Genomic DNA, 22,943 nt, shown 5'->3' on the forward strand with positions numbered 1-22,943 from the left:
CGTACGGCGGCGCACTCCCCAGCTTGCCGCCCACCACTGACAATCCGGCCGTGCACCGCCTCGGTTCGCCCGCTTAGCCGAGGCGAAACCCCGGCGAAATCTCCTGCGGGAATCGGGTCCTACGCTGGTGTGAAGGGCTTTCGGCCCCAGCGCCGGCGTACGGCGGGAACAGGAGGCGAGCGGGTGATCGACGTCCCCCGGCGGCGCGCGGCGCGCACCGCCGCGTCGCGTCCGGCGGCCGACGGCGAACCGGAGTTGCGCCACCGGGTCGTGCACGGGCACCGGCGGGCCTTCCGCATGGCCGGCGCGGGGCCGGCGCTGGTCCTCGTCCACGGCATCGGCGACTCCTCGGCGACCTGGGCCGGGCTGATCCCCGCCCTCGCCCGCACCCACACCGTCATCGCCCCCGACCTCCTCGGCCACGGTGACTCCGACAAGCCCCGCGCTGACTACTCGGTGGCCGCCTACGCCAACGGGCTGCGCGATCTGCTCAGCGCCCTCGGCGTCGAGTCGGCGACGCTGGTCGGGCACTCGCTCGGCGGGGGAGTGGCGATGCAGTTCGCCTACCAGTTCCCCGAGCGCACCGAACGGCTGATCCTCGTGAGCTCGGGCGGGGTCGGCCGGGAGGTCAACCCCGCGCTGCGGCTCGCGTCGCTGCCGGGCGCCCAACTGGCGCTGTCCGCCCTGCGCTTGCCCGGCGCCCGTCTCCAGGTCGGCCTCGCCGTACGCCTGCTGCGGTTTCTGGACACCGACCTCGGGCAGGACGCCCCCGAACTGCTCCAGCTCGTCGACGCCCTGCCGGACGCCACCTCGCGCAGCGCCTTCGTCCGCACGCTGCGCGCGGTCGTCGACTGGCGCGGCCAGGTCGTGACCATGCTGGACCGCTGCTATCTGACGGCGGGGATGCCCACCATGCTGCTGTGGGGCGACCGGGACAGCGTCGTCCCCGTACGGCACGCGTACGGCGCCCACGAGGCGATGCCGGGCAGCCGGCTGGAGATCTTCGAGGGCGCCGGGCACTTCCCGTTCCACAGCGATCCGGACCGGTTCCGCACCCTGGTCGAGGAGTTCACCCGGACCACCGCCCCGGCCGACTGGAGCCGGGACCGCTGGCGGGCACTCCTGCGCGCGGGCCGTCCCCGCACCCTCGCCACGGGCCTGGCGGACGCCACGGCGCAGGACCTGCGCGAGGCGAGCGAACGCAGCGGCGCCTGAACGCCTCGCGCCGGGACGCGGTCGGTCAGTTCTGCGGTCCGAGGTATCCGAGCGACGCCTCGATCCGGCCCGCCAGGTGGTCCCGCTGCCCGCGGCCGCGTGGCGCCGACCCCGGCAGCCAGGCACGGCACTTGCTGGCCAGCAGCAGGCCGAACGTCTCGGCCTGCCGTTCGTCGGCGAGATCGAAACGCGTGCGCGCGGCGACGCTGCGCACGGTCGCCTGGAGATCGGCCCCGTCGGTGAGTAAACGGGCCGCGACCGCGGCGCCCTCGACGTGATGGCTGCAGTGGCCCGCCTTCATGTGCCACAGCTCGTGCCCCAGGATCACCAACTGGTGATCGGGGGCGGTGCGTTCCTCGATGACGACCAGGTCCTGGTCGGCCATGTCGAGCCACAGCCCGCTCGCGGTGTCGGCGGGGAAGGAAGCCATGCGGAAGTGGACCGGACGGCCACGTCGTCTGCTCATCCCGTCGCACAGGGCGGTGTAGAGGGCGGCCGGCGCCGAGGGGGCCGGGAGGGTCAGCTCCGAGACCAGCTCGCCGCTGAGGCGGCGCATTTCCTTGGCGATGTTCACGCTTCTCCCCCGGATCACGACTCGGGCCGCTTCACGCTCTCCAGGAGCATGTCCAGCCACTCGGCGACCTTGTCGCGGTGCTGGTCGGTGGGCAGCTGGGCCGCCCGCCACGCGATCCCGCGTACGCCGTGGTCCTGCAGCAGCCGCTCCAGCGGGTCCTCGGCGGCCGCGGCCGCCTCGCGCGCGGCGAGCTTCTGCAGCAGCTCCTGCTCGATGTGCTGCAGGGCGCCCGCGAGCGCCTCCGGGTCCTCGGCCGTGAGGAACCCGGCGTGCACGCGGAAGAACCGCTGGAGGGCGTCGCAGTGCTCCATCGTGGGGCGCCGGTCGCCGTTGATGAGGGCGCCCGCCTGCTGGCGCGACATGCCGGCGCCGTCGGCGATCTCCTGCTGGGTGTACTTGCGGCCGTTGGGCTTGAGCCGCGTACGGCGCAACAGGTCCAGGCGCTGCAGGAAACGGGCCTGGACGTCGGGCTCTCCGGCGGGCCGGCCGCTCAGCAGGGCCTTGACCACGGACTCCGGTACCCCGGAGGCGACGGACAGCCGCCCCGTGGCGAAGACCTGCGCGTGCGGCACGCCCAGCCGGTCGGCGAGCGCGGCGACCCGGGCGACGACGGCCGACAGCAGCACTGTCGCCGCGGCGCCCGCAACCTCGAAGCCATCCTCCGACACCGACAGGTCTCCTAGGTCTCTCACGTCCCTCTCACAGGCACACGATCACCGGCACGGACGGTCGCCGTGAACTTCCCGGAGCGTAGCGGGTCTTTCGAACTCACATCCAGGTCTCGCCACAACTGTGGCCAATTTCAGCCGTCAACGACCATGGAATGCCACGATAGTTGACATGCCTCGCGTCCGGGCAGCAGGATCGGAACGCCGCGTGAAGGCCGCATAGGCAAGAGGGGTGACCTCCCGATGGCATATCAGGCAGGAGGGCAGCGGTCCGTACCGCGGCCCGTCCCCGAGAGTCCCGAGGCCCAGGCGTATCTGCTGGACTACGGCGCGTACCTGGAGGCCGTCCCCTTCCCGTCCGTCGTTCTCGACCACCGCTGGGACGTGGTGCTGTCCAACGCCGCCTTCGCGTCACTCTTCCGCGACGTGAGTCCGCATCCGACGGCTCTGCCGAGCGACAACTTCCTGCGGTTCGTCCTGTTCCATCCCGACGCGCCCTCGGTCCTCGGCGACCACGAGACGGGCTGGTGCCTGCCGATGCTCGCCGGCTTCGCCGCGGCCGTGGAACGTCACGGGCACGACCACGCGCTGCAGGCGATCCGCCGCGAGATCGCCCAGGATCCCATCATGGAGGCCGCCTACCGGCACGGGCTGCCGCACTGGATCCGCGCGGTCGGCGAGGGCGCCGTCGAGCACGACGGGGCGGTCCGCCCGCTCCTGCACCCCGACCCGCGCTGGGGCGCCACGGAGTGCCGCATCATCGGTGAGACCCCCACGACGCTGCGGGACATGGGGTACACGCGGCTGACCATGGTGCTGCGCGAGGCGCGTCCGGCGGCCGCCTCCCGCCGAGCGCGCGGTGCTCGCCGCGGCGCGAGCCACCTCAGCGTGGTCCCGACCCCGGAGGGCTGATCGCCGTCGCGGCCCGTCCCGCCGAGGGCTCCCGTCCCCGCTCCCGGCCGTCGATGCGCCCGCCCTGCGCCCGCCGGAACGTCAGCCGCCGGATGGACAGCCGCAGGACGACCGCCGCCTGAACCGACCGGCGGGAGACGGTCGGTTCGGTAGGACGTCGGTTCGGTAGGAGGTCGGTTCGGGAGGACGTTCTCCAGCCGTCCGTGAGCAAGGCGGCCCTTCCCGGCCGGGCACCGTCGGCGTTCAGGTCGCCGACGGCGCCCTGGTCGGGGCGCAGGTACCGGCCGGGCGGTCCGGGGCGCCCGCCCCCGGGTCACAGATCCAGCACGAGCTTCTTCCCCCGGCACCGCGACACACAGATCATCATCGTCTCCCCGGCCTCCCGCTCCTCGGCGCTGAGCACGGAGTCCCGGTGCTCCGGGGTGCCGTCCAGCACGTCGGTCTCACAGGTGCCGCAGGTCCCCTCGGTGCAGGAGTAGAGCACCTCGACGCCCGCGGCGCGCACGGCGTCCAGCACGGACACGCCCGGTGCGACCGTGAGGGTACGGCCGCTCTGCGCCAGCTCGACCTCGAACGCCCCGTCCCGGGCGGCCGGTTGCTCCTTCGCCTGGAACCGCTCGACCCGGAGCGCGCCGGCCGGGCAGCGCTTCTCCACGGCGTCCAGCAGCGGGCCGGGGCCGCAGCAGTAGACGAGGGCGTCCTCGGGCAGCGCGTCGAGCACCGAACCGAGGTCGAGCAGTCCGGCCTCGTCCTGCGGGGCGACGGTGACGCGGTCGCCGTAGGCCGCCAGTTCGCCGGTGAAGGCCATGGACGCGCGGGTGCGGCCGCCGTAGAGCAGGCTCCAGTCGGCGCCCGCCGCCTCGGCCGCCGCCAGCATCGGCAGGACGGGGGTGATCCCGATGCCGCCCGCGATGAAGCGGTAACGCGGCGCCGGGTGCAGCGCGAAGTGGTTGCGCGGACCGCGCACCCCGATCTTGTCCCCCTGCCTCACCCGCTCGTGCACATGGGCGGATCCGCCCCGCCCGTCCGCCTCGCGCAGCACGGCGATCCGCCAGGCGGCACGGTCGGCCGGATCGCCGCACAGCGAGTACTGCCGTTCCAGGCCGGGTCCGAGGACGACGTCGACATGGGCGCCGGGCTCCCAGGCGGGCAGCGGCTCGCCCAGGGGGTGGCGCAGGGTGAGGGCGAGCACCCCGTCGGCGGCGAACTCGCGTCGCTCGACGACGAGTTCGGCTTGGTACACGTCGCTCATGAGGTGCTTCCCCGTGTCCGGTGTCCGTCGGGGTGGCCGAGCATCCACTCCCACATCTCGATCGGGTCCTGCGCGGCGTGCTCGGCTCCGCAGTGGCAGGTGCCGTGCAGGACGTCCGTGCCCGGCAGCCAGTCGACGCGGTAGATCTCGCCGGTGTCTCCGGTGTCTCCGGTGTCCCCGGTGCTCACGAGACGTTCTCCACCGGCTTGTCGCCCTCCTCCACCAGCCGGGCGAGGATGCGGCGGGCGGCCAGACCACCGGTGTCGATGTTGATGCTCAGCTCCTGGTAGCCGGAACGCTCCGAACCGAGGGTGCGCTGAAGGAGGTTGAGCGCGTCGACGTCCTGCATGACCACCGTGTGGTTGTTGCCCCGCAGGAACTCGGTGACCTCCTCGTCGTCCGTCGCCCAGTCCCGCGAGACCATCCAGAAGTCGTACACCCTGCCGTCGGCGGACGGCGTGATGGCGTAGGTGATCTCGGTGTGGAAGCCGTTCGGGTCGCTGCCGTCGGCCTCGGGCACGACGCCCACGGGCGCGATGCGGCTGTGCAGCAGATACAGGCAGGGGGCGTGGTACTCGATGTCCTGCCAGCGGGTGATCCGCCCCTCGATGCCGGTGGAGCGGGCGTAGAACGGCGGGCACTCGGCGTCGTCCATGTGCCGGCTGACCCGCACGATCCCCGCGCCCTCGTCGACCTCCGTGGTGATCGGCGTCTCGGCGACCTCGGGGGTGCCTATGTACCCGCCGTGCAGATACGTCTCGTGGGAGAGGTCGAGGAGGTTGTCGACGAGCAGCCCGTAGTCGGCGTCGATGGGCTCCATCCCGCGCACGGTCGTCCAGCCCGGGGAGTCGAGGTGCCGGGCCCGCGGGAGGGTCCGCGGATCGGCGAGGGCCGGGTCGCCGATCCACACCCACACCAGGGAGTCCTGCTCCACGACCGGGTAGGCGGTCACCCGCGCGGTGCGGGGGATGCGTTTCTGGCCCGGCACGTACACGCAGGCGCCGGTCGTGTCGTACGTGAAGCCGTGGTATCCGCACACGATGCGGTCGCCGTCGAGCCGGCTCTCGGAGAGCGGGAACCTGCGGTGCACACAGCGGTCGTGCAGCGCTACGGGCGTGCCGTCCTCCTCCGTGCGGTAGAAGACGAGCGGCTCGCCGAGGATCGTCCGGCCGAGCAACTCCTCGCGCCCGACCTCGTGGCTGTAGGCGGCGACGTACCACTGGTTCCTGGCGAAGGCGGTGGTGTGAGGCATGGGGGTTCCCGTCCCTGTCGGCGGGGCTTCGTCGCCCCGCGCCGTGGTGGGAACAGGTTCCTGACGGCTGTGCTCGCCGCGCAAGGCGGCTTCTGCCAGGCGGAAGCATCGCTGCGGAAGCGCCGGTCGCCTCGGTGCGTGGCGGGGGCGGAGCGTTGCCGGCCGGGGCCCGGCGACCGGCGGACGGGGGCCTTTCGGCGATTCCTTGGCCCGTCGCACATCCCGCGTACCGGCGACTTTCACGTGGGCGTCATCCGACCCTTCCCTGACGTTCGGTGCCCTTGCGAAACTCCTTGCGCGCGCATCCCGTCACGAACCGGCCGGCAGAACCCTTCTGTACGAGAGGTGCCTCACCCATGTCCGAAGTCAACCGGCGTCGCTTTCTCCAGCTCGCGGGCGCCACGACGGCGTTCACAGCGCTGTCCGGCAGCGTGGAACGCGCCGCGGCGCTGCCCGCGAACCACCGCACGGGGTCGATCGAGGACGTCGAGCACATCGTCGTCCTGATGCAGGAGAACCGCTCCTTCGACCACTACTTCGGCAAGCTGAGAGGCGTCAGAGGCTTCGGAGACCCGCGCCCGGTCACCCTCGCGAACGGCAGGTCGGTCTGGCACCAGCCGGACGCCGCGGGCAAGGACGTCCTTCCCTTCCGCCCCGACGCCGACGACCTGGGCCTCGCGTTCATCCAGGACCTGCCGCACGGCTGGAACGACGGGCATGCCGCCTTCAACGGCGGCAAGTACGACAAGTGGGTGCCCGCCAAGAGCGCCACGACGATGGCGTACCTGAACCGCGAGGACATCCCCTTCCACTACGCGCTGGCCGACGCCTTCACCGTCTGCGACGCCTACCACTGCTCGTTCATCGGCTCCACCGACCCCAACCGCTACTACCTGTGGACGGGGTACACCGGCAACGACGGCAAGGGCGGCGGGCCGGTCCTCGGCAACGACGAGGCCGGCTACAGCTGGACCACCTACCCCGAACGCCTGGAGCAGGCCGGGGTCTCGTGGAAGGTCTACCAGGACGTCGGCGACGGCCTGGACGCGAAGGGCGGCTGGGGCTGGATCCAGGACGCCTATCGCGGCAACTACGGCGACAACTCGCTCCTCTACTTCAAGCAGTACCAGAACGCCGCGCCCGGCGACCCGCTCTACGACAAGGCCCGCACCGGCACCGACGCCCGCACGGGCGAGGGCTACTTCGACCAGCTGAAGCGGGACGTCAAGGGCGGGAAGCTGCCGCAGGTCTCCTGGATCGTCGCACCCGAGGCCTTCACCGAGCACCCCAACTGGCCCGCCAACTACGGTGCCTGGTACGTCTCGCAGGTCCTGGACGCGCTCACCGCCGACCCCGCGGTGTGGGCGAAGACGGCCCTGTTCGTCACCTACGACGAGAACGACGGCTTCTTCGACCACCTGGTTCCGCCGTTCCCGCCCGCCTCGGCCGCGCAGGGCCGTTCGACCGTCGACGTCGGGCCGGACCTCTTCAAGGGCGACGGCAGCCACCCCGCCGGCCCCTACGGGCTGGGGCAGCGGGTGCCCATGCTGGTCATCTCCCCCTGGAGCAAGGGCGGTTACGTCTGCTCCGAGACGCTCGACCACACCTCCGTCATCCGGTTCATGGAGCGCCGCTTCGGCGTGCACGAGCCGAACATCTCGCCGTGGCGGCGCGCCGTCTGCGGCGACCTGACCTCCGCGTTCGACTTCTCCTGCACGGACGCCCGACCGGTCGCCCTGCCCGGCACGGACGGCTACCGGCCCCCGGACCGGGTGCGCCACCCCGACTACGTGCCCACCCCGCCGGCCAACCCGGTCCTGCCCGGGCAGGAGCGCGGCTCGCGTCCCACCCGGCCGCTCAAGTACGCGCCCCAGGTGGACGGTTCGGTGGATGCGACGGCCGGGACCTTGACCCTCACCTTCGCCTCGGGAGCCCAGGCCGGCGCCGCCTTCCTGGTGACCTCGGGCAACCGCGGCGACGGCCCGTGGAGCTACACCACCGGGGCGGGCGCGACCGTCTCCGACACCTGGAACTCGGCGTACTCGGCCGGTTCGCACGACCTGACCGTGCACGGCCCGAACGGCTTCCTGCGCGTCTTCAAGGGGGCGGGGAAGGCGACGGGCCCCGAGGTGGTCGCACGGCACGTCGGCGACGCCGTCGAGCTGATCTTCACCCACCGGGGCAAGGGGACGGTGGAGTTGGCGGTGGCCGACGGCTACGGCGGCCGGACCACCACCGTGCGGCTGCGGCCCGGCGCCGTGCTCAAGCGCACCGTGGACCTGCACGCGAGCCGGCGCTGGTACGACCTCACGGTCACCTCGGCCGCCGACCGGGCGTTCCTCAGGCGGTTCGCCGGACACGTCGAGAACGGGCGGCCGGGCCTCAGCGACCCGGCCATCGTCACGGAGTGACCGGCACGGGCCGTCCGGACGGTAAATGCCCCGTCGACACGCGGGGTTGGGGGCTGGTCAGCTCCCGGTGGCCTCGGGATAGTGTGCCCCGGTGACCACGCAATCGAACACACCTGCAGGCTGGTACCCGGATCCGCACGGGGCGTCCCGGACCATGCGCTACTGGGACGGCGTCCAGTGGACCGAGCAGACCCGGGCCGACGGCACGGGGCAGGACGCGCCGCAGGTGCCGCAGCAGCCGGGGCCGGACCAGCGGGTCCGGCGCCAGGTGCAGGAGCAGGCCGGGGTCGCGCCGAGCGGCCCCGGCGGCGGCACGCTGTTCAGCGAGCCGGTGCTGGTGGTGAACCAGAAGGCCAAGCTCATCGAGCTGACCAACGAGTACAAGGTCATGGACCAGCAGGGCAACCAGCTCGGCTCGGTGGTCCAGGTCGGCCAGGGTGCGCTCAGGAAGGTCGTGCGCTTCCTCTCCGACTTCGACCAGTACCTCAGTCACAAGCTGGAGATCCGCGACGCCCAGGGGCAGCCGGTGCTGCTGCTGACCCGACCGGCGAAGATCTTCAAGTCCAGGGTGGTCGTCACCCGCCCCGACGGCCAGCCGGTCGGCGAGCTCGTCCAGCAGAACGTCTTCGGCAAGATCAACTTCGCGATCAACGCGGACGGCCGGCAGGTCGGCGCGATCAAGGCGGAGAACTGGCGCGCCTGGAACTTCGCGATCGTCGACCACGCGGACAACGAGGTCGCCCGGATCACCAAGACCTGGGAAGGCCTCGCCAAGACGGTGTTCACCACCGCGGACAACTATGTGCTGCAGATCCACTACCAGCTGCCCGAGCCGCTGCTGAGCCTGGTCGTCGCGACGGCCCTGACCGTGGACACCGCGCTCAAGCAGGACGCGCGCGGTCTGGGCTGACGCGCCGCCGCCGCACCCGTACGGCGCAGGGGCCGCCTTCCTCCGGGAAGACGGCCCCCGCGTGCGCGGCTCTACAGCGGCGTCAGATGCTCCGGTCCGTTCGCCGGCCGCGGCAGCAGCGCGGGTTCGGCCGAGGCGGTCTCCGGCCTCAGCGCCAGCACCGCCGCCACCGGGTGGTCCTCGTCGTCGACGAACGGACGGTCCTCGTCGTCGACGGCCGCCGGGTGCGGAGCGGCCCGCGACAGCAGCACCACGCCCCGGCCCGCCAGTCCGGCCCCCGCCAGCGCGAGGAGCACGCCCGCGGGCCCGCCCTGCAGCCGTTCGCCCAGCAGCGCGAGGCCGATCGCCGCGGCGGCCAGCGGGTTGGCCAGGGTCACCATCGCCAGCGGGGCGCCGAGGCCGTCCCGGTAGGCGGTCTGGGACAGCAGCAGTCCGCCCGTCGCGAAGGCCGCGACCAGCAGGGCCACCCCGATCACCTGCATGCTCAGCAGCGAGCCCGAGCGGTCCGTGGCGGCCACCGTCACCGTCTGGGTGAGCGCCGAGGCGACGCCCGAGGCGAGACCGGACGCGGTCGCGTGCCGCAGCCCGGGCCGGGCGCCGCGCCGGGCCAGGAGCCCGATCAGCGCCGCCGTCGCCCCCGCCACCGCGACCGCCTCCGGCAGGCTCAGGACGTTCTCGGGGGCCGGCCCCGACGCCGTGACCAGGATCGCCGCCAGGCCGGCCAGGGTGAGGGCAGTGCCCCGCCACTCGGCGGCGCTGACCCGGCGCCCGGCGACCCGGGCGCCCATCGGCACCGCCGCGACCAGGGTGAGCGCGCCGAGCGGCTGCACCACCGTGAGCGGGCCGTACTTGAGGGCGACGACGTGCAGCAGCGCGGCGGCGGCGTTCAGCCCCACCGACCACCACCAGGCCCCGTTGCCGATCAGCCGCAGCAGGCCGGCGCCGGGATGCCGGGAGGCCAGCCGCTCCTGGGCGACGGCGGCGGCCGCGTAGGCGACGGCCGAGAAGAGGGAGAGGACTACGGCTACCAGGTCGGCGTTCATCGGCCCGCTCCCGCCAGGACCGGCGGTTCCCCGGCCGGGACCAGGGCGTGCGTTCGGCGTGCGGCGGCGGTGGCCGTGCGCCGGGGGGCGTGGACCAGCGTGAGCGCGAGGCCGAGCAGGAGGCCCGCAACGATCGCGTCGAGCCAGTAGTGGTTCGCGGTGCCCACGATCACCAGGAGGGTCAGCAGCGGATGCAGCAGCCACAGCCAGCGCCATCGTGAGCGGGTGGCGGCGATCAGTCCGATCGCGACCATCAGGGCCCAGCCGAAGTGCAGCGAGGGCATCGCGGCGAACTGGTTGGACAGATGGTCCGTCTGCGGCGGGCCGTACACCGACGGCCCGTAGACCCGCGCGGTGTCGACCAGTCCGGTCGCCGCCAGCATCCGCGGCGGAGCCAGCGGGAACGCCAGATGCAGCACCAGGGCGGCGGCGGTGACCGCGGCCAGCGCCCGGCGCGCCCAGACGTAGTGCGCCGGCCGGCGCAGGTACAGCCAGACCAGGAACGCCAGGGTGGCGGGGAAGTGCACGGTCGCGTAGTACGTGTTCGCCACCTCGGCGAGGCCGTCGCCGTGCAGCAGCAGGGACTGCACCGTGCCTTCGCCGGGCAGCCCCAGCCACCGTTCGAGGCGCCACACGTCATGGGCGTCGCGGAAGGCCTCGCCCGTGTGGCCGGCGACCAGCTGCCGGCCGAACTTGTAGACGAGGAAGAGCCCTGCGACGAGCAGGAGCTCACGGACTATGGGCGGCCTCGCCGGTGTGGCCGGCTCCGCTTCTGCAGGCTCGGTGCGGGCATTCATCCCCCGGCCCCTTCGCTGACGGTGGTGCGGTGAAAGTGGTGCTGCCGTGCTCGTAACTCGTGCATACACCATCGATACGATGTCGTACCGATACGCCAGTGTACCGATACGGATGCGTACCGGTACACTGGCGTATCGATTGATGTGCGCCACACTGGAGACCGGGCCCGCCCGGGCCCCTCGGCGCACAGGCCGGAGCGGAAGCGGACCAGGGAGGAAGAGCAGATGACGTCGCAGGCCGCGGACGGACCCGAGTCGGTCGCCGCCACGCGCCGCTCCAAGCTCACGCCCGAGCGTGAGCAGGAATTCTTCGACGCCGTCCTGAACCAGGTCCGTGAGTGCGGTTACGAGGCCGTCACCATGGAGGGCGTCGCCGCCAGCACCCGCTGCAGCAAGTCCACGCTCTACCGCCAGTGGAAGACCAAGCCCCAGTTCGTGGTCGCCGCCCTGCGCTCACGCCGCCGGGCCCGGCTGTCCGGCATCGACACCGGATCGCTCGCCGAGGACCTGCGCGAGGCCGCGCGGGCCACCGGCCGCTGGTCGACCAACGACTCCAAGCTGCTGCAGGCGCTCGGCCACGCCGTCACGGGCGACGAGGAGCTCGCGAAGGCGCTGCGGGAGGCCCTCATCGACCCCGAGATCGCCGCGCTGCGCGAGATCCTGCGGCGCGGTGTCGAACGCGGCGAGGTCGCCCGGGACCATCCGGCGCTGGAGTACGTCCCGGCGCAGATGTTCGGCGTCATCCGGGCGCGTCCCGTCGTGGACGGGGAGTACGCGGACCAGGAGTACCTGGTGCGCTTCGTGGAGGCCGCCGTGCTGCCGGCGCTCGGCCTCACCTAGGGCTCGACGCGGGCCCGACACAAGGCTCAGGCCGCCGTCCACGGGATGACCGGACGGCGACCTGTCTCGCGCCGCACCGTGGGGACGGGGGCGGCGCGCACCCCCGGCCGGGTGGGGCCCCCTTGAGCGGAGGGGGCCCCACCCGGCCGATCGTGTCACCCGCACCGGGCCCGGCTCAGACGTGCTGTCCGGCGCCGCCGCCCGTGAACACCTTGATGCCCTGGGTGATGGTGTCGATGACGGACGCGCTCTGGTCGGCGTCGAGGCCGAAGCGCAGCACCACCAGACGCTTGGCGTCGGCGGGCGCCGGGAAGGCCAGCGACTCCACGTAGCCGTCCGCGCCCTTGCTGGTGACCGCCTTCCAGCGCACCAGGTAGCCCTTCTGCCCGGCCACCGTCACCGCCTTCGAGGCGAGCACCTGGTGCGAGGTGATCGCGCCGTACGTCGTGCCGCCGTAGGACTCCTCGGCGTTGGCCGCGACGTCCGCCTTCGCGACCTCCTCGGCGGTGGCGCCCTTCGTCTTCAGCACCTCGGCGGGCGCCGAGTACACGCCCCCCTTCGTGCAGGTCTTGGAGGTGTCGCCCGGGCACTTGTAGGAGGAGTCGGAGGTCACCTGTGCGCCCACGTTCATCTCCTGGCCGGCCCAGCCGGCCGGGATGGGGATGCTGATGCCGTTGAGCGCGTCGTTCACCGACCCGCTTCGGATCTTCGGCGCCTCGGACTCCCCGGGCGAGGGAGAGCCTCCCCCCGAGCCGCCGGACCCGCCCGGTCCGCCGAACGGGCCGCCGTTCTGGCCGCCCGCACCGCCGGGCCCGCCCTGGCCGCCCGGCCCCTGGGCGGTGCCGCCGCCGCCCGAGCCGTCGTCCCGGGCCAGCGCGTACACGCCCACCCCGATGCTGGTCAGGACCGCGACGGCCGCGGCCACGGCTATACCCGTGCGCAGCCCGCGCCGCCCGCCCGAGCCCGGCGACGTCGCGGGCTGCCCCGGGTAGCCCATCTGCCCCGGGTAGCCGGGCTGCCCCGGATATCCGGGATACGCCGGATAGCCGGGTGGGGTCGAGTAGGCCGGTTGGCCCGGATGGGCCGGATTCGTTCCGTCGGTCGGGCTCTGCGCCGGCGGACCCCACGCGGTGGCCGAGCCCGCGGGGCGGGTCTGGTCCGTCCACGCCTTGCCGTCCCACCAGCGTTCGGCGGCTGGACCGTCATTCGTCTGCCCCGGGTCGGGGTACCACCCGGGAGGAGTCACCTGCGTCATGCCCCCACCGTATGAGGCATCGGTGAAAGCCGGATGAGAGGGCGGCCCCCGCGTCCGGATCCGCCCGGGGCGTCCTGTCGCCGGGCTGGCGTGATTTCGACGTCAATTCGGCGCGCGTCACACGCGGTTGACGCCCCGGGGCTCTCGTGCAGGCCCGCCTGTGCGCCCCGGGCCGTCGCCCGTCACCCGTCGAGCGTGACCTGCGCGGACCACCCTCCACGCGGACCCGCGGAGGGCTACGCTCGACGTCTGTACGTCGTTCGGGCGACTTGGGGAGGTAGCGGGATGACGGAGGTCAGGCCGACGGCGGCCGCCTCGGCTCCCCTGTGGGAGCGCGACGAGGAAGTCGCCGCCATCGCGCAGGCGGTGGAGAGGCTCTGCGCCGACCGATCCTCCTCGGGCCACCTTCTGGTGCTCCGCGGCGAGGCCGGATTCGGCAAAACCACGTTGCTGGCCGAGACACGTCGCATCGCCGAGGCCCGCGGCTGCTCGGTGTGGTCGGCCCGCGGCGGCGAGACGCTGCGGTCCGTACCCTTCAACGTCGTACGCCAGTTGATGCAGCCCGCGCTGCTGTCGCTGCATCCGGAGGAGGCCCGCGAGTACCTCGGCGACTGGTACGACATCGCCGGCCCCGCCCTCGGCATCGCGGAGCCCGGCGAGGGCAATGCCGACCCGCAGGGCGTGTGCGACGGTCTCGTCGCCGCCGTGACCAGGCTGGCCCGCCGGGACTACCCGCTCGTGCTGCTGATCGACGACGCGCACTGGGTCGACCAGGAGAGCCTGCGCTGGCTCGCCGCGTTCGTCGAACGGCTCCACGAGCTCTGCGTCCTGGTCGTCGTGGCCCGCAGGCCCGGCGAGGTCAAGGGCGACGCCTCCCGCCACCTCGACGCCATCGGCGAGGCCGCGGGCCGCGCCGTCACCAGCCTCAGCGCCCTGACCCCGGCCGCGGTCGCCGGCCTCACCCGCGCCACCCTCGGCGCGCACGCCGACGCCGCGTTCTGCCGCGAGGTGTGGGCGGTCACCGACGGCAACCCGTACGAGACCGTCGAACTCCTCGCCAAGGTCCGCGACAGCGAACTGGCTCCCAGCGAGGCATCGGCGACCGAACTGCGCCCCCTCAACCGCGCGGCCCGCGGCGGCGGGCTCGTCGACCGTCTGGAGAAACTCGGCGTCGACGCCACCAAGTTCGCCATGGCGGCCGCGATCCTCGGCGCCGACATCTCCGTCGCCCAGGCCGCCCGGCTCGCCGGCCTCGGCCGCGACGAAGCGGTGCGCTGCGCCGAACTGCTGCGCAACGCCCGCATCCTCACCGAGCCCGACCCCGGGGCCGTCCCGGCCGACGACGGCGACCTGGAGTTCGTCCACCCGCTGATCGCCACCGCCGTCTACGACTCGATCCCCGGCGGTCTGCGCACCGCGATGCACGGCATCGCCGCCCAGGTCGTCGCCGACGCCGGCAAGGGGCTCGCGGCCGCCTCCCGGCATCTGCTCCAGGTGCACGCGGAGGGCGACGAGGAACTCGTCGAGCAACTGCGCGAAGCCGCCCGCGAACACCTGGCCGTCGGCGCCCCCGACGCGGCCCGCCGCTGCCTGGAACGGGCCCTGCGGGAACCGCCGGTCCCCGACGTCCACGCGCGCGTGCTCTACGAACTGGGCTGCGCCACCCTTCTCACCGCGCCCGCCAAGACCATCGAGCACCTGCGCACGGCCCTGTCCCTGCAGGGCCTCCACGGGGACGAGCGCGTCGACGCCGTCTACCGCCTCTCCCAGGCGCTGCTGCACAACGACCAGCTGGAGGAGGCCGTCCGCACGGTCGAGGCGGAGGCCGCCCGCCTCGCGCCGGGTCCCGCGCGGATGCGGCTCCAGGCCGTGCAGTTCATGTGGGAGGGCGTCAACGCCGGCGAGCCGACCTCGCCGCACGGCTCGGAGAAGCTCGCCGCGCTCGCCGCGACCTGCACCGGCCGGGACAACGCCGAGCGCGCCCTACTCATCCTGCGCGGCTTCGACGCCATGACCCACGGCGAGAACGCCGAGGAGGTCGTCGAGTTCTGCGACCGCGCCCTGGTCAACGGCCGTCTCGCCCCCGGGCTCGGCTGGACCGACCAGGAGTGGGGCATCGAACTGCTGATGATGCTGGCCAGCTCCTACGCCTACACCGACCGGCTCGACCGCGCCGACGCCCTCTTCAACGAGGCCCTGCGCGCCTACGTCTCCGCCGGCTGGAGCGGCGGCCACCTCGCCCTGGCCCACGCCTACCTCGGGCTGGGGCTGCGCCGCCGTGGCCGTCTGAAGGAGGCGGAGGAGTCCCTCCGGGAGTCCCTGCGACTCGCCGAACGCGTCGGCCGCGGCCTGCCCCTGTACTGGTCGGCGATCTGCAACCTGGTCGACACGCTGCTCGTCCGGGGCCATGTCGGACAGGCCTGGGAGGTCGCCGAGCAGTACGGCTTCGCCCCGCCCTACCCGTCGACGATCGTGCTGCCCGACCCCCGCTCGGTGCGCGGCCGGCTGCTGCTCGCCGTGGGCCGCGTCAAGGACGGCGTCAACGAACTGGAGCAGGCCGAGAAGGCGGCCGCCGCGCGCGGCCACCTCAACCCGGTGATGGTCCCGTGGGCCGTCGACCTCGCCCGCGCCCTGGCCGTCGAGGACCCGGCCCGCGCGGCCCGGCTCGCCACCGAGGCGCGCCGACAGGCCGAGCGCTTCGGCACCGACACCGCGATCGGCGAGGCCCTGCGCTGCGCCGCCGCCCTGGAGACGGGCCAGCGCGCGGTCCGGCTCGCCCAGCAGGCGGTCACCTATCTGGAGTCCTCGCCCTGCCAGTACGAACACGCGGCCGCCCGCGTCGAATACGGCATTCTCTCGCGCTCGGTCTCCGAGCTCAGCCGGGGTCTGACGCTGGCGCGTTCCTGCGGCGCGGACGCGCTGACCGACAAGGCGCAGCAGGCCCTGCGGAGCCTGGGCGCACCCCAGGTGGGCCTGGTGCCCGGACAGACCCGGCGGTAGCGCGAAGGCGCCGGGGCGGGCGGCCCCGCGGCGGGGCCGCCCGCCCCCGCGTGTCTCAGCCGGCCGCGTCTCGTTCGGCTGCGTCCGGTCGTGTCTCGTCCGGTCGTGTCTCGTCCGGTCGTGTCTCGGCCGGTCCGGGGCCGTGGCCGTGGCCGTGGCCGCCCTCTCCGGCTCGGCCGGCGCGGTCCCGGGCGGCTTCCGGGGCGGCTTCCGGGGTGTCGGGGCCGGCTTCCTCGGCCAGCACCCGCTGGGCTGTGGCGAACGCCGAGTTCGCGGCCGGGACTCCGCAGTAGACGGCCGTCTGGAGGAGGACGGCGCCGATCTCGTCCGGGGTCAGCCCGTTGCGCCGGGCCGCCCGGACGTGCATGGCCAGTTCCTCGTAGTGGCCGCGCGCCACCAGCGCGGTCAGGGTGACCATGCTGCGCTCCCGGCGGCTGAGCGTCGGGTCGGTCCAGATCTCGCCCCAGGCGTAGCGGGAGATGAAGTCCTGGTAGCGCGCGGTGAACGCCGTCTGCCGCGCCTGGGCCCGGTCCACGTGCGCGTCCCCGAGAACCTCGCGCCGGACCTCCATGCCCCGCTTGGCCCCACCGTCGAGATGGGCCCGCAGCACGGTCAGCACGGCCTCGGGGCACTCGGCGGGCGCGAGATGCGAGGCGCCCGCGAGCTCGACCAGCGTGGCGTCCGGCACCCCGTCCGCGATCTCCCGCAGATGCGCGGGCGGCGTCGCCGGATCCTGCCGGCCGGCGATCAGCAGGGTCCGTACGGCGATCTCCGGGAGCCGCTCGCGCAGATCGAACGCGGCGAGCGCGTCACAGCACGCGGCGTACGCCTCCGGATCGGCGTCGCGATGGTCGGCGATCAGCTCCGGCACGGTGAACCCGGGCGTGAACCAGCGGGCGTTCGCGTTGCGGGCGAGCTCCGCCAGTCCCTCGCGGCGGACCAGCGCGGCCCTCTCCTCCCACGGGCCCGGCCCGTTGAAATGGGCGGACGAGCAGATCACGGCCAGCGACGACACCCGCTCGCGGTGGTGCAGCGCGAGATACAGCCCCACCGCGCCGCCCAGGGAGACGCCCGCATAGGCGAACCTCTCCAGGCCGAGGGAGTCGGCCAGCGCCAGCACCAGCCCGGCCAGATCGCCGACGGTCGCGCCGGGACCGATCAGGTCGGCGGCCGAACCGCCGTGTCCCGGCAGGTCCCAGCGGATCACCCGGTGGGTGAGGGACAGTTCGGGCGCGACCTTGTCCCACAGGGCGTACGAGGCGCCCAGCGAGGGACCGAGCAGCAGCGGGGGCGCGGAAGCCGGCCCTTCGGCACGGTGGTTGAGCAGCTTCTCGGTCAACGTCGCTCCAGCGCACGGTCGGTGAGGGCTCCGGCGGAGCCGGTGTAACGGGCCGGGTCGGTGAGTTCGCCGAGGTCGACGTCCTTCAAGTCGGGCTCCTGGGAGAGGAGTTCGACGAGGGGGCGGTGCTCGGCATAGGCCCGCCGGGCCAGCCCGGTGAGGAGTTCCCGGGCGCGGGCGCGGCCCAGCAGACCCGACAGCTCGGCGGACAGCCGCTCGGAGACGACCAGCCCGTGGGTGAGGCCGAGGTGGGAGCGCATCGCGTCCGCGTTCACCCGCAGGCCCCCGGTCAGCTCCGCCGCGTCCCGCGCGGCCCCGCCGACCAGCCGCAGCAGATCCCTGAGCGGCTCCCATTCGGCGTGCCAGGCCCCGGCCGGGCGCTCGTCCTCCGCGACCAGCGAGCCGTACAGCGTGGCCGCGAGCTGCGGGGCCCGCCGCGCGGCCGCCGCGATCAGCGTCGAGCGCACCGGGTTCGCCTTGTGCGGCATGGCCGAGGAGCCGCCTCCGCCGCCCTCGGCGACCTCGGCGATCTCGGTGCGGGCCAGGACGAGGACGTCCGTGGCGAGCTTGCCCAGCGCCCCCGCCGTGAACGCCAGACACCCGGCGAGGTCGGCGACCGGCGTGCGCAGCGTGTGCCACGGCAACAGCGGTGCGGCCAGGCCGACTTCGCGGGCGTACGCGGCCGTGAGCGCGGTCGTGTCCCGGGCGCCGTACGCCGTGAAGGCGGCCGCCGTCCCGGCCGCGCCGCCGAGCTGGGCGGGCAGCGAGTCCCGTACGGCCGTGATCCGGTCGCGGGCGTCCAGCACCAGGGACCGCCAACCGGCGGCCTTCAGCCCGAAGGTGGTCGGCACGGCGTGCTGGGTGAGGGTCCGTCCGGGCATCGCCGTGTCCCGGTGTCCGGCGGCGAGCCGGGCCAGCGCCGCCTGAGTGCGGTCGAGGTCGGCCAGCACCGGGTGGAGTGCTCGCGCCGCGACCAGCATCGTCGCCGTGTCCATGATGTCCTGGCTGGTCGCGCCCCGGTGCACGTACGGTCCGAACTCGGGGCCGGCCGCCTCGGTGAGGTCGGCGACCAGCGGGATCACCGGGTTGCCGCCGCCGCGGGCGCGCTCGGCGAGGGAGCGCACGTCGAAGTCGCCGCACGCGGCCGCGGTGACCGCCGCTCCCGCGCCCTCCGGGGCCGCGCCCAGCGCCTCCTGGGCGCGGGTCAGCGCGGCCTCCGCGTCCAGCAGCGCCCGCAGGTAGGCGTCGTCGTCCGTCGCACGGGCGGCGGGGGAGCCGGTCCACCCCGGTGCGAGCAGAGCGGACTCGGGTCGGGCAGCTGTCACTGGAACTCCAGGAAGACCGTCTCGCCTTCGCCCTGAAGGCGGATGTCGAAACGGTAGGCTCCCGACCGGTCGCGCGTCGCGATCAGCGTGTCGCGCCGCGCCGGGTCCACCTGCCGCAGCAGGGGGTCGGCGGCGAGCGCCGCCTCGTCGCCGGGCAGGTAGATCCGGGTGAACAGGTGGACCAGCAGCCCGCGCGCGAACACGCAGACGCTCACATAGGGGGCGTTCCGGCCGCGCGCGCCGGGCCGCAGGGTCCGCGCGGACCAGTGCCCGTCGGCGTCGGTCTGGACCCGGCCCCAGCCGGTGAACTCCACACCGTTGCGGCCGAGGAACCCGCCGGACGCCGGGTCGCGTCGCATCGAGCCGTCGGCCTGCGCCAGCTCCCCCTCGGGGTCCGCGCCCCACAGCTCCAGGAACGCGTCCGGCAGCGGGGCGCCCTCGCCGTCGTACACGTACCCCTGAAGGGTTATGGCGTCCGGGTGGCCGAGCGGGGCGATGTCGCCGCCGCCGGGGAACGGCAGCGCATGGCCGTAGAAGGGGCCGACGGTGTGCGACGGGGTGGGGAGCACGGTCTGCGGACGGCTCGTGTCGATCTTCGTCATGGCGGCTCAGCGTCCTTCTTCGATCCAGGTGGCCCGTGGCCCGTCGAGCACGATGTCCCAGTGGTAGCCCATCGAGAACTCGGGCACGGACAGGCTGTGGTCGTAGGTGGCGACCAGCCGCTGCCGGGCCGCGTCGTCCGTCACCGACTGGATGATCGGGTCGTAGGGGAAGAGCGGGTCGCTCGGGAAGTACATCTGCGTCACGAGCCGTTGGGTGAAGGCCGTGCCGAACAGCGAGAAGTGGATGTGGGCCGGCCGCCAGGCGTTGAGGTGCTGACGCCACGGGTAGGGGCCCGGCTGGACGGTGGTGAAGCGGTAGAAGCCGCTGTCGTCGGTCAGGGTGCGGCCGACCCCGGTGAAGTTCGGGTCCAGCGGCGCGTCGTGCTGTTCGCGCCGGTGGGCGTAGCGGCCGGCCGAGTTGGCCTGCCAGATCTCGACCAGCTGACCGCGCACCGGACGCCCGTCGCGGTCCAGGACCCGGCCGGAGACGGTGATCCGTTCGCCGATCGGCTCGCCGTGGTGCTGCCGGGTGAGGTCGTTGTCGATCTCGGTGACGTCCCGCTCGCCGAAGGCGGGGGAGGCCAGCTCCACCAGCTCCGGATCCTTGCTGACGTCGATGGTGACCGGCGGCTGCTTCGGATGGCGCAGGACGGACGAGCGGTACGGCGCGTAGTCGCGGCGCGGCTGGTGCTCGACGGGGGCGCCGTCGGCGCGCCGCTTCTCGTAGGCGGCGTGTTCGGCCGCGATCTCCCGGTCGATGTCGGCTTGCGTGAGAGTCATGGGAGTTCCCGGGGTTCCTATCGTTCGAGGACGAGGGCGAGGCCCTGGCCCACGCCGATGCAGAGGGTGGCGACCCCGACGCCGCCGCCCCGGCGGGCGAGCTGATGGGCGACGCTGCCGGCGAGGCGGGCGCCCGAGGCGCCGAGCGGGTGACCGAGGGCGATCGCGCCGCCCTGCGGGTTGAGGACCGCCGGGTCGAACTCGGGCCACTCGGCGACGCAGCCCAGCACCTGCGCCGCGAACGCCTCGTTGAGTTCGAGCACCGACAGGTCGTCGAAGCCGCGGCCGGCCTTGGCGAGCGCGCGGTGGACGGCCTCGACGGGGGCGAGGCCGAAGTACTGCGGGTCGATCGCGGACACCCCGGTCGCGCAGACCCGGGCGAGCGGCTCGCGACCGGTCGCCCGCAGCCCCTCCTCGTCCACCAGGAGCAGGGCCGCGGCCCCGTCGTTCAGCGGCGACGCGTTGCCCGCCGTCACCGTGCCGTCCTGAACGCGGAACGACGGCTTCAGCCTGCCCATCACCTCCAGCGAGGCGTCCGGCCGTACGCATTCGTCGGCGTCGAACACGACCGGGTCGCCCTTGCGGCGCGGGACCGGCACGGGTGCGAGCTCGGCGTCGAACAGACCCGCCGCCTGGGCCGCGGCGGCCTTGCGGTGGCTGGCGAGGGCGAACTCGTCCTGCTGCTCGCGGCCGATCGCGTGCTTGTCGGCGATCAGTTCGGCGGACTCGCCGAGCGGGATCGTCCACTGCGGCGCCATCCGCGGGTTGACCATCCGCCAGCCCAGGGTGGTCGAGTACAGCTCGGCGTGTCCGGCGGGGAAGGCCCGGTCCGACTTCGGCAGCACGTACGGCGCGCGGGTCATCGACTCCACACCGCCCGCGACGGCGACATGGGCGTCCCCCGTCGCGATCGCGCGGGCCGCCTGGATCACGGCCTCCAGGCCCGAGGCGCACAGCCGGTTGACCGTGACGCCCGGCACCGAGGTGGGCAGGCCCGCCAGGAGCGCGCCCATGCGGCCGACGTTGCGGTTCTCCTCGCCGGCGCCGTTGGCGTTGCCGAAGTAGACGTCCTCGACGCGTGCGGGGTCCAACGCGGGGGTGCGGGCGAGGAGTTCACGGATGGCGTGGGCGGCCAGGTCGTCCGGGCGCACCGAGGCCAGGGCGCCGTCGTAACGGCCGATCGGGGTGCGGACGGCGTCGGCGATGTAGACGGTCCTGAGGCCGGCGCTCATGACGGCACCTCCGTCTCAAGGGCGGTGCGGACCTTCGCGGCGGTCTTCGCCGCGATCTCCTCGACGGTGACCCCCGGCGCGGTCTCCACCAGCAGCAGGCCCTCCTCGGTGACGTCGAGGACGCCGAGGTCGGTGATGATCCGGTCGACGCAGCGCTTCCCGGTCAGCGGCAGCGCGCACTCGGCAAGGATCTTGGGGCTGCCGTCCTTGGCGGTGTGGCTCATGACGACGATGACCGTGCGGGCCCCGTGCACCAGGTCCATCGCCCCGCCGATGCCCGTGACCAGCTTGCCCGGGACGGCCCAGTTCGCCAGGTCGCCGTGTTCGGAGACCTGCATCGCGCCGAGCACGGCGACGTCGATGTGACCGCCGCGGATCATGCCGAAGGACAGCGCCGAGTCGAAGAAGGACGCGCCCGGCAGCACCGTCACGGTCTCCTTGCCCGCGTTGATCAGGTCAGGGTCGACCGCGTCCTCGGCGGGGTAGGGGCCGGTGCCGAGGATGCCGTTCTCGCTCTCCAGCACCACCTCGACGTCCGCGGGGAGGTGGTTGGGGATCAGCGTCGGCAGGCCGATGCCGAGGTTGACGTACTGGCCGTCCCTCAGTTCGCGCGCGGCGCGGGCGGCCATCTGCTCGCGGGTCCAGGCCATCAGCTGCTCACCGTCCGCTGCTCGATCTTCTTGTCGGCGGCCTGCTCCGGGGTCAGGGCGACCACGCGCTGCACGAAGACGCCCGGCAGGTGCACCGCGTCCGGGTCGATCTCGCCGGGCTCCACGAGCTGTTCGACCTCCGCGATCGTGACGCGTCCGGCCATCGCGGCCAGCGGGTTGAAGTTGCGGGCGGACTTGTTGAAGACCAGGTTGCCGTGGCGGTCGCCCCTGGCGGCCCGCACCAGCGCGAAGTCGGTGCGGATGCCGTGCTCCAGCACGTACTCCACCCCGTCGAACTCCCTGACCTCCTTCGGCGGCGAGGCCAGGGCGACGCCGCCCGCGCCGTCGTAACGCCAGGGCAGTCCGCCCTCGGCGACCTGTGTGCCCACCCCGGCAGGCGTGTAGAAGGCGGGGATGCCGGCGCCGCCCGACCGCAGCCGCTCGGCCAGCGTGCCCTGCGGGATCAGCTCGACCTCCAGCTCCCCGGCCAGGTACTGACGGGCGAACTCCTTGTTCGCGCCGATGTAGGAGCCGGTCACGCGGGCGATGCGCCCGGCGGCCAGCAGGACCGCGAGGCCCGACTCCATCGCCCCGCAGTTGTTGGAGACGACCGACAACCCGGTGACGCCCCGCTCGTACAGGGCCGCGATGAGGACGCCGGGCACGCCGCTCAGGCCGAAACCGCCCACTGCCAGCGACGCGCCGTCGGGCACGTCGGCCACCGCCTCCAGGGCTGTGGCGACCACCTTGTCCATCCGTGAAGCCCCATCTCTCGTGTGCGTCCCTGCCCCGTCGCCCGGGACACCGGTGAAGAGGCCCAGATAGTCAGGGCACTGAGCATCTCTTCGAGATCTCCCACACGCTGCCACCGGAGGGAAGGTCAGTC

At 73.4% G+C, this 22,943-nt stretch carries 21 protein-coding genes; 6 read left to right on the forward strand and 15 right to left on the reverse strand.

Translation table 11 applies throughout. The annotated features are described in order from the left end of the window. Positions 1–183: 183 nt before the first annotated feature. Positions 184–1,215 (forward strand): alpha/beta fold hydrolase, encoded by a 1,032-nt coding sequence (locus tag Sri02f_RS28425; RefSeq protein ID WP_109004179.1) that lies wholly within the window; start codon positions 184–186, stop codon positions 1,213–1,215. A gap of 25 nt (positions 1,216–1,240) precedes the next feature. Here Sri02f_RS28425 and Sri02f_RS28430 read toward each other — a convergent pair whose 3' ends face one another. Both Sri02f_RS28430 and Sri02f_RS28435 read right to left on the reverse strand, forming a co-directional pair. Then, on the reverse strand, positions 1,241–1,771 hold the full coding sequence (locus Sri02f_RS28430) for a toxin-antitoxin system, toxin component (RefSeq protein ID WP_109004363.1): 531 nt from the start codon (positions 1,769–1,771) through the stop codon (positions 1,241–1,243). A gap of 32 nt (positions 1,772–1,803) precedes the next feature. Continuing rightward, positions 1,804–2,457 (reverse strand): helix-turn-helix domain-containing protein, encoded by a 654-nt coding sequence (locus Sri02f_RS28435; RefSeq protein ID WP_109004180.1) that lies wholly within the window; start codon positions 2,455–2,457, stop codon positions 1,804–1,806. Positions 2,458–2,700: 243 nt separating this feature from the next. On the opposite strand from Sri02f_RS28435, the gene Sri02f_RS28440 reads away from it, so the two are divergent. After that, a complete protein-coding gene (locus tag Sri02f_RS28440) occupies positions 2,701–3,369 on the forward strand; it encodes an MmyB family transcriptional regulator (RefSeq protein ID WP_109004181.1) in 669 nt (222 codons plus the stop codon). A 313-nt stretch (positions 3,370–3,682) separates the two neighbouring features. Here the strand turns inward: Sri02f_RS28440 and Sri02f_RS28445 are convergent, their stop codons facing one another. From Sri02f_RS28445 to Sri02f_RS28455, 3 genes are read right to left on the reverse strand one after another with little or no spacing between them, the layout of a single operon-like run. Further along, positions 3,683–4,621 carry a PDR/VanB family oxidoreductase gene (locus Sri02f_RS28445; RefSeq protein ID WP_109004182.1) on the reverse strand — a complete coding sequence of 313 codons (939 nt, stop codon included), beginning with the start codon at positions 4,619–4,621 and terminating at the stop codon, positions 3,683–3,685. Beyond that, positions 4,618–4,809, reverse strand: coding sequence for a hypothetical protein (locus Sri02f_RS28450; RefSeq protein WP_109004183.1), 192 nt, complete (start codon positions 4,807–4,809; stop codon positions 4,618–4,620). Before Sri02f_RS28450 ends, Sri02f_RS28445 begins: the two co-directional genes overlap by 4 nt. After that, positions 4,806–5,873: an aromatic ring-hydroxylating dioxygenase subunit alpha gene (locus Sri02f_RS28455; protein ID WP_109004184.1), complete on the reverse strand. Its 1,068-nt coding sequence runs from the start codon at positions 5,871–5,873 to the stop codon at positions 4,806–4,808. The genes Sri02f_RS28450 and Sri02f_RS28455 overlap by 4 nt, the downstream gene beginning before the upstream one ends. A 356-nt stretch (positions 5,874–6,229) precedes the next feature. Between Sri02f_RS28455 and Sri02f_RS28460 the strand changes: the two genes are divergently transcribed. Beyond that, entirely contained in the window at positions 6,230–8,284 is a 2,055-nt protein-coding gene (locus Sri02f_RS28460; RefSeq protein ID WP_109004185.1) for a phosphocholine-specific phospholipase C, read from the forward strand. 91 nt (positions 8,285–8,375) lie between these two features. Further along, positions 8,376–9,194 (forward strand): LURP-one-related family protein, encoded by an 819-nt coding sequence (locus Sri02f_RS28465; RefSeq protein ID WP_109004186.1) that lies wholly within the window; start codon positions 8,376–8,378, stop codon positions 9,192–9,194. Positions 9,195–9,265: 71 nt separating this feature from the next. On the opposite strand, the gene Sri02f_RS28470 is transcribed toward Sri02f_RS28465, so the two are convergent. Next, positions 9,266–10,237, reverse strand: a complete 972-nt coding sequence (locus tag Sri02f_RS28470; protein ID WP_109004187.1) for a DMT family protein — start codon at positions 10,235–10,237, stop codon at positions 9,266–9,268. After that, the gene (locus tag Sri02f_RS28475; protein WP_109004188.1) at positions 10,234–11,034 is read right to left on the reverse strand and encodes a phosphatase PAP2 family protein; all 801 of its coding nucleotides are present in this window, start codon (positions 11,032–11,034) and stop codon (positions 10,234–10,236) included. Before Sri02f_RS28475 ends, Sri02f_RS28470 begins: the two co-directional genes overlap by 4 nt. Before the next feature lie 225 nt (positions 11,035–11,259). On the opposite strand from Sri02f_RS28475, the gene Sri02f_RS28480 reads away from it, so the two are divergent. Continuing rightward, positions 11,260–11,874, forward strand: coding sequence for a TetR-like C-terminal domain-containing protein (locus Sri02f_RS28480; protein ID WP_109004189.1), 615 nt, complete (start codon positions 11,260–11,262; stop codon positions 11,872–11,874). Between the two features lie 175 nt (positions 11,875–12,049). On the opposite strand, the gene Sri02f_RS28485 is transcribed toward Sri02f_RS28480, so the two are convergent. Then, positions 12,050–13,129 (reverse strand): DUF2510 domain-containing protein, encoded by a 1,080-nt coding sequence (locus Sri02f_RS28485; RefSeq protein WP_109004190.1) that lies wholly within the window; start codon positions 13,127–13,129, stop codon positions 12,050–12,052. 285 nt (positions 13,130–13,414) lie between these two features. Here Sri02f_RS28485 and Sri02f_RS28490 point away from each other — a divergent pair, with 285 nt between their 5' ends. Next, on the forward strand, positions 13,415–16,129 hold the full coding sequence (locus tag Sri02f_RS28490) for an ATP-binding protein (protein WP_109004191.1): 2,715 nt from the start codon (positions 13,415–13,417) through the stop codon (positions 16,127–16,129). Between the two features lie 55 nt (positions 16,130–16,184). Here Sri02f_RS28490 and pcaDC read toward each other — a convergent pair whose 3' ends face one another. From pcaDC to Sri02f_RS28525, 7 genes are read right to left on the reverse strand one after another with little or no spacing between them, the layout of a single operon-like run. After that, complete coding sequence (gene pcaDC, locus Sri02f_RS28495; protein WP_245970845.1) at positions 16,185–17,468, reverse strand: bifunctional 3-oxoadipate enol-lactonase/4-carboxymuconolactone decarboxylase PcaDC; 1,284 nt, start codon at positions 17,466–17,468, stop codon at positions 16,185–16,187. Beyond that, positions 17,465–18,793 (reverse strand): 3-carboxy-cis,cis-muconate cycloisomerase, encoded by a 1,329-nt coding sequence (gene pcaB, locus Sri02f_RS28500; RefSeq protein ID WP_109004192.1) that lies wholly within the window; start codon positions 18,791–18,793, stop codon positions 17,465–17,467. Before pcaB ends, pcaDC begins: the two co-directional genes overlap by 4 nt. Next, entirely contained in the window at positions 18,790–19,395 is a 606-nt protein-coding gene (pcaG, locus tag Sri02f_RS28505; protein ID WP_109004193.1) for a protocatechuate 3,4-dioxygenase subunit alpha, read from the reverse strand. Before pcaG ends, pcaB begins: the two co-directional genes overlap by 4 nt. Before the next feature lie 6 nt (positions 19,396–19,401). Further along, complete coding sequence (gene pcaH, locus Sri02f_RS28510; protein ID WP_109004194.1) at positions 19,402–20,175, reverse strand: protocatechuate 3,4-dioxygenase subunit beta; 774 nt, start codon at positions 20,173–20,175, stop codon at positions 19,402–19,404. Between the two features lie 17 nt (positions 20,176–20,192). Next, on the reverse strand, positions 20,193–21,407 hold the full coding sequence (locus Sri02f_RS28515; RefSeq protein WP_109004195.1) for a thiolase family protein: 1,215 nt from the start codon (positions 21,405–21,407) through the stop codon (positions 20,193–20,195). Continuing rightward, positions 21,404–22,057, reverse strand: a complete 654-nt coding sequence (locus tag Sri02f_RS28520; RefSeq protein ID WP_109004196.1) for a CoA transferase subunit B — start codon at positions 22,055–22,057, stop codon at positions 21,404–21,406. Before Sri02f_RS28520 ends, Sri02f_RS28515 begins: the two co-directional genes overlap by 4 nt. Continuing rightward, positions 22,057–22,812: a CoA transferase subunit A gene (locus Sri02f_RS28525; RefSeq protein WP_109004197.1), complete on the reverse strand. Its 756-nt coding sequence runs from the start codon at positions 22,810–22,812 to the stop codon at positions 22,057–22,059. The genes Sri02f_RS28520 and Sri02f_RS28525 overlap by 1 nt, the downstream gene beginning before the upstream one ends. Between the last annotated feature and the right edge of the window lie 131 nt (positions 22,813–22,943).

The organism is Streptomyces rishiriensis (assembly GCF_003112535.1).
In the GTDB taxonomy this organism is placed as follows: Bacteria; Actinomycetota; Actinomycetes; order Streptomycetales; family Streptomycetaceae; genus Streptomyces; species Streptomyces rishiriensis.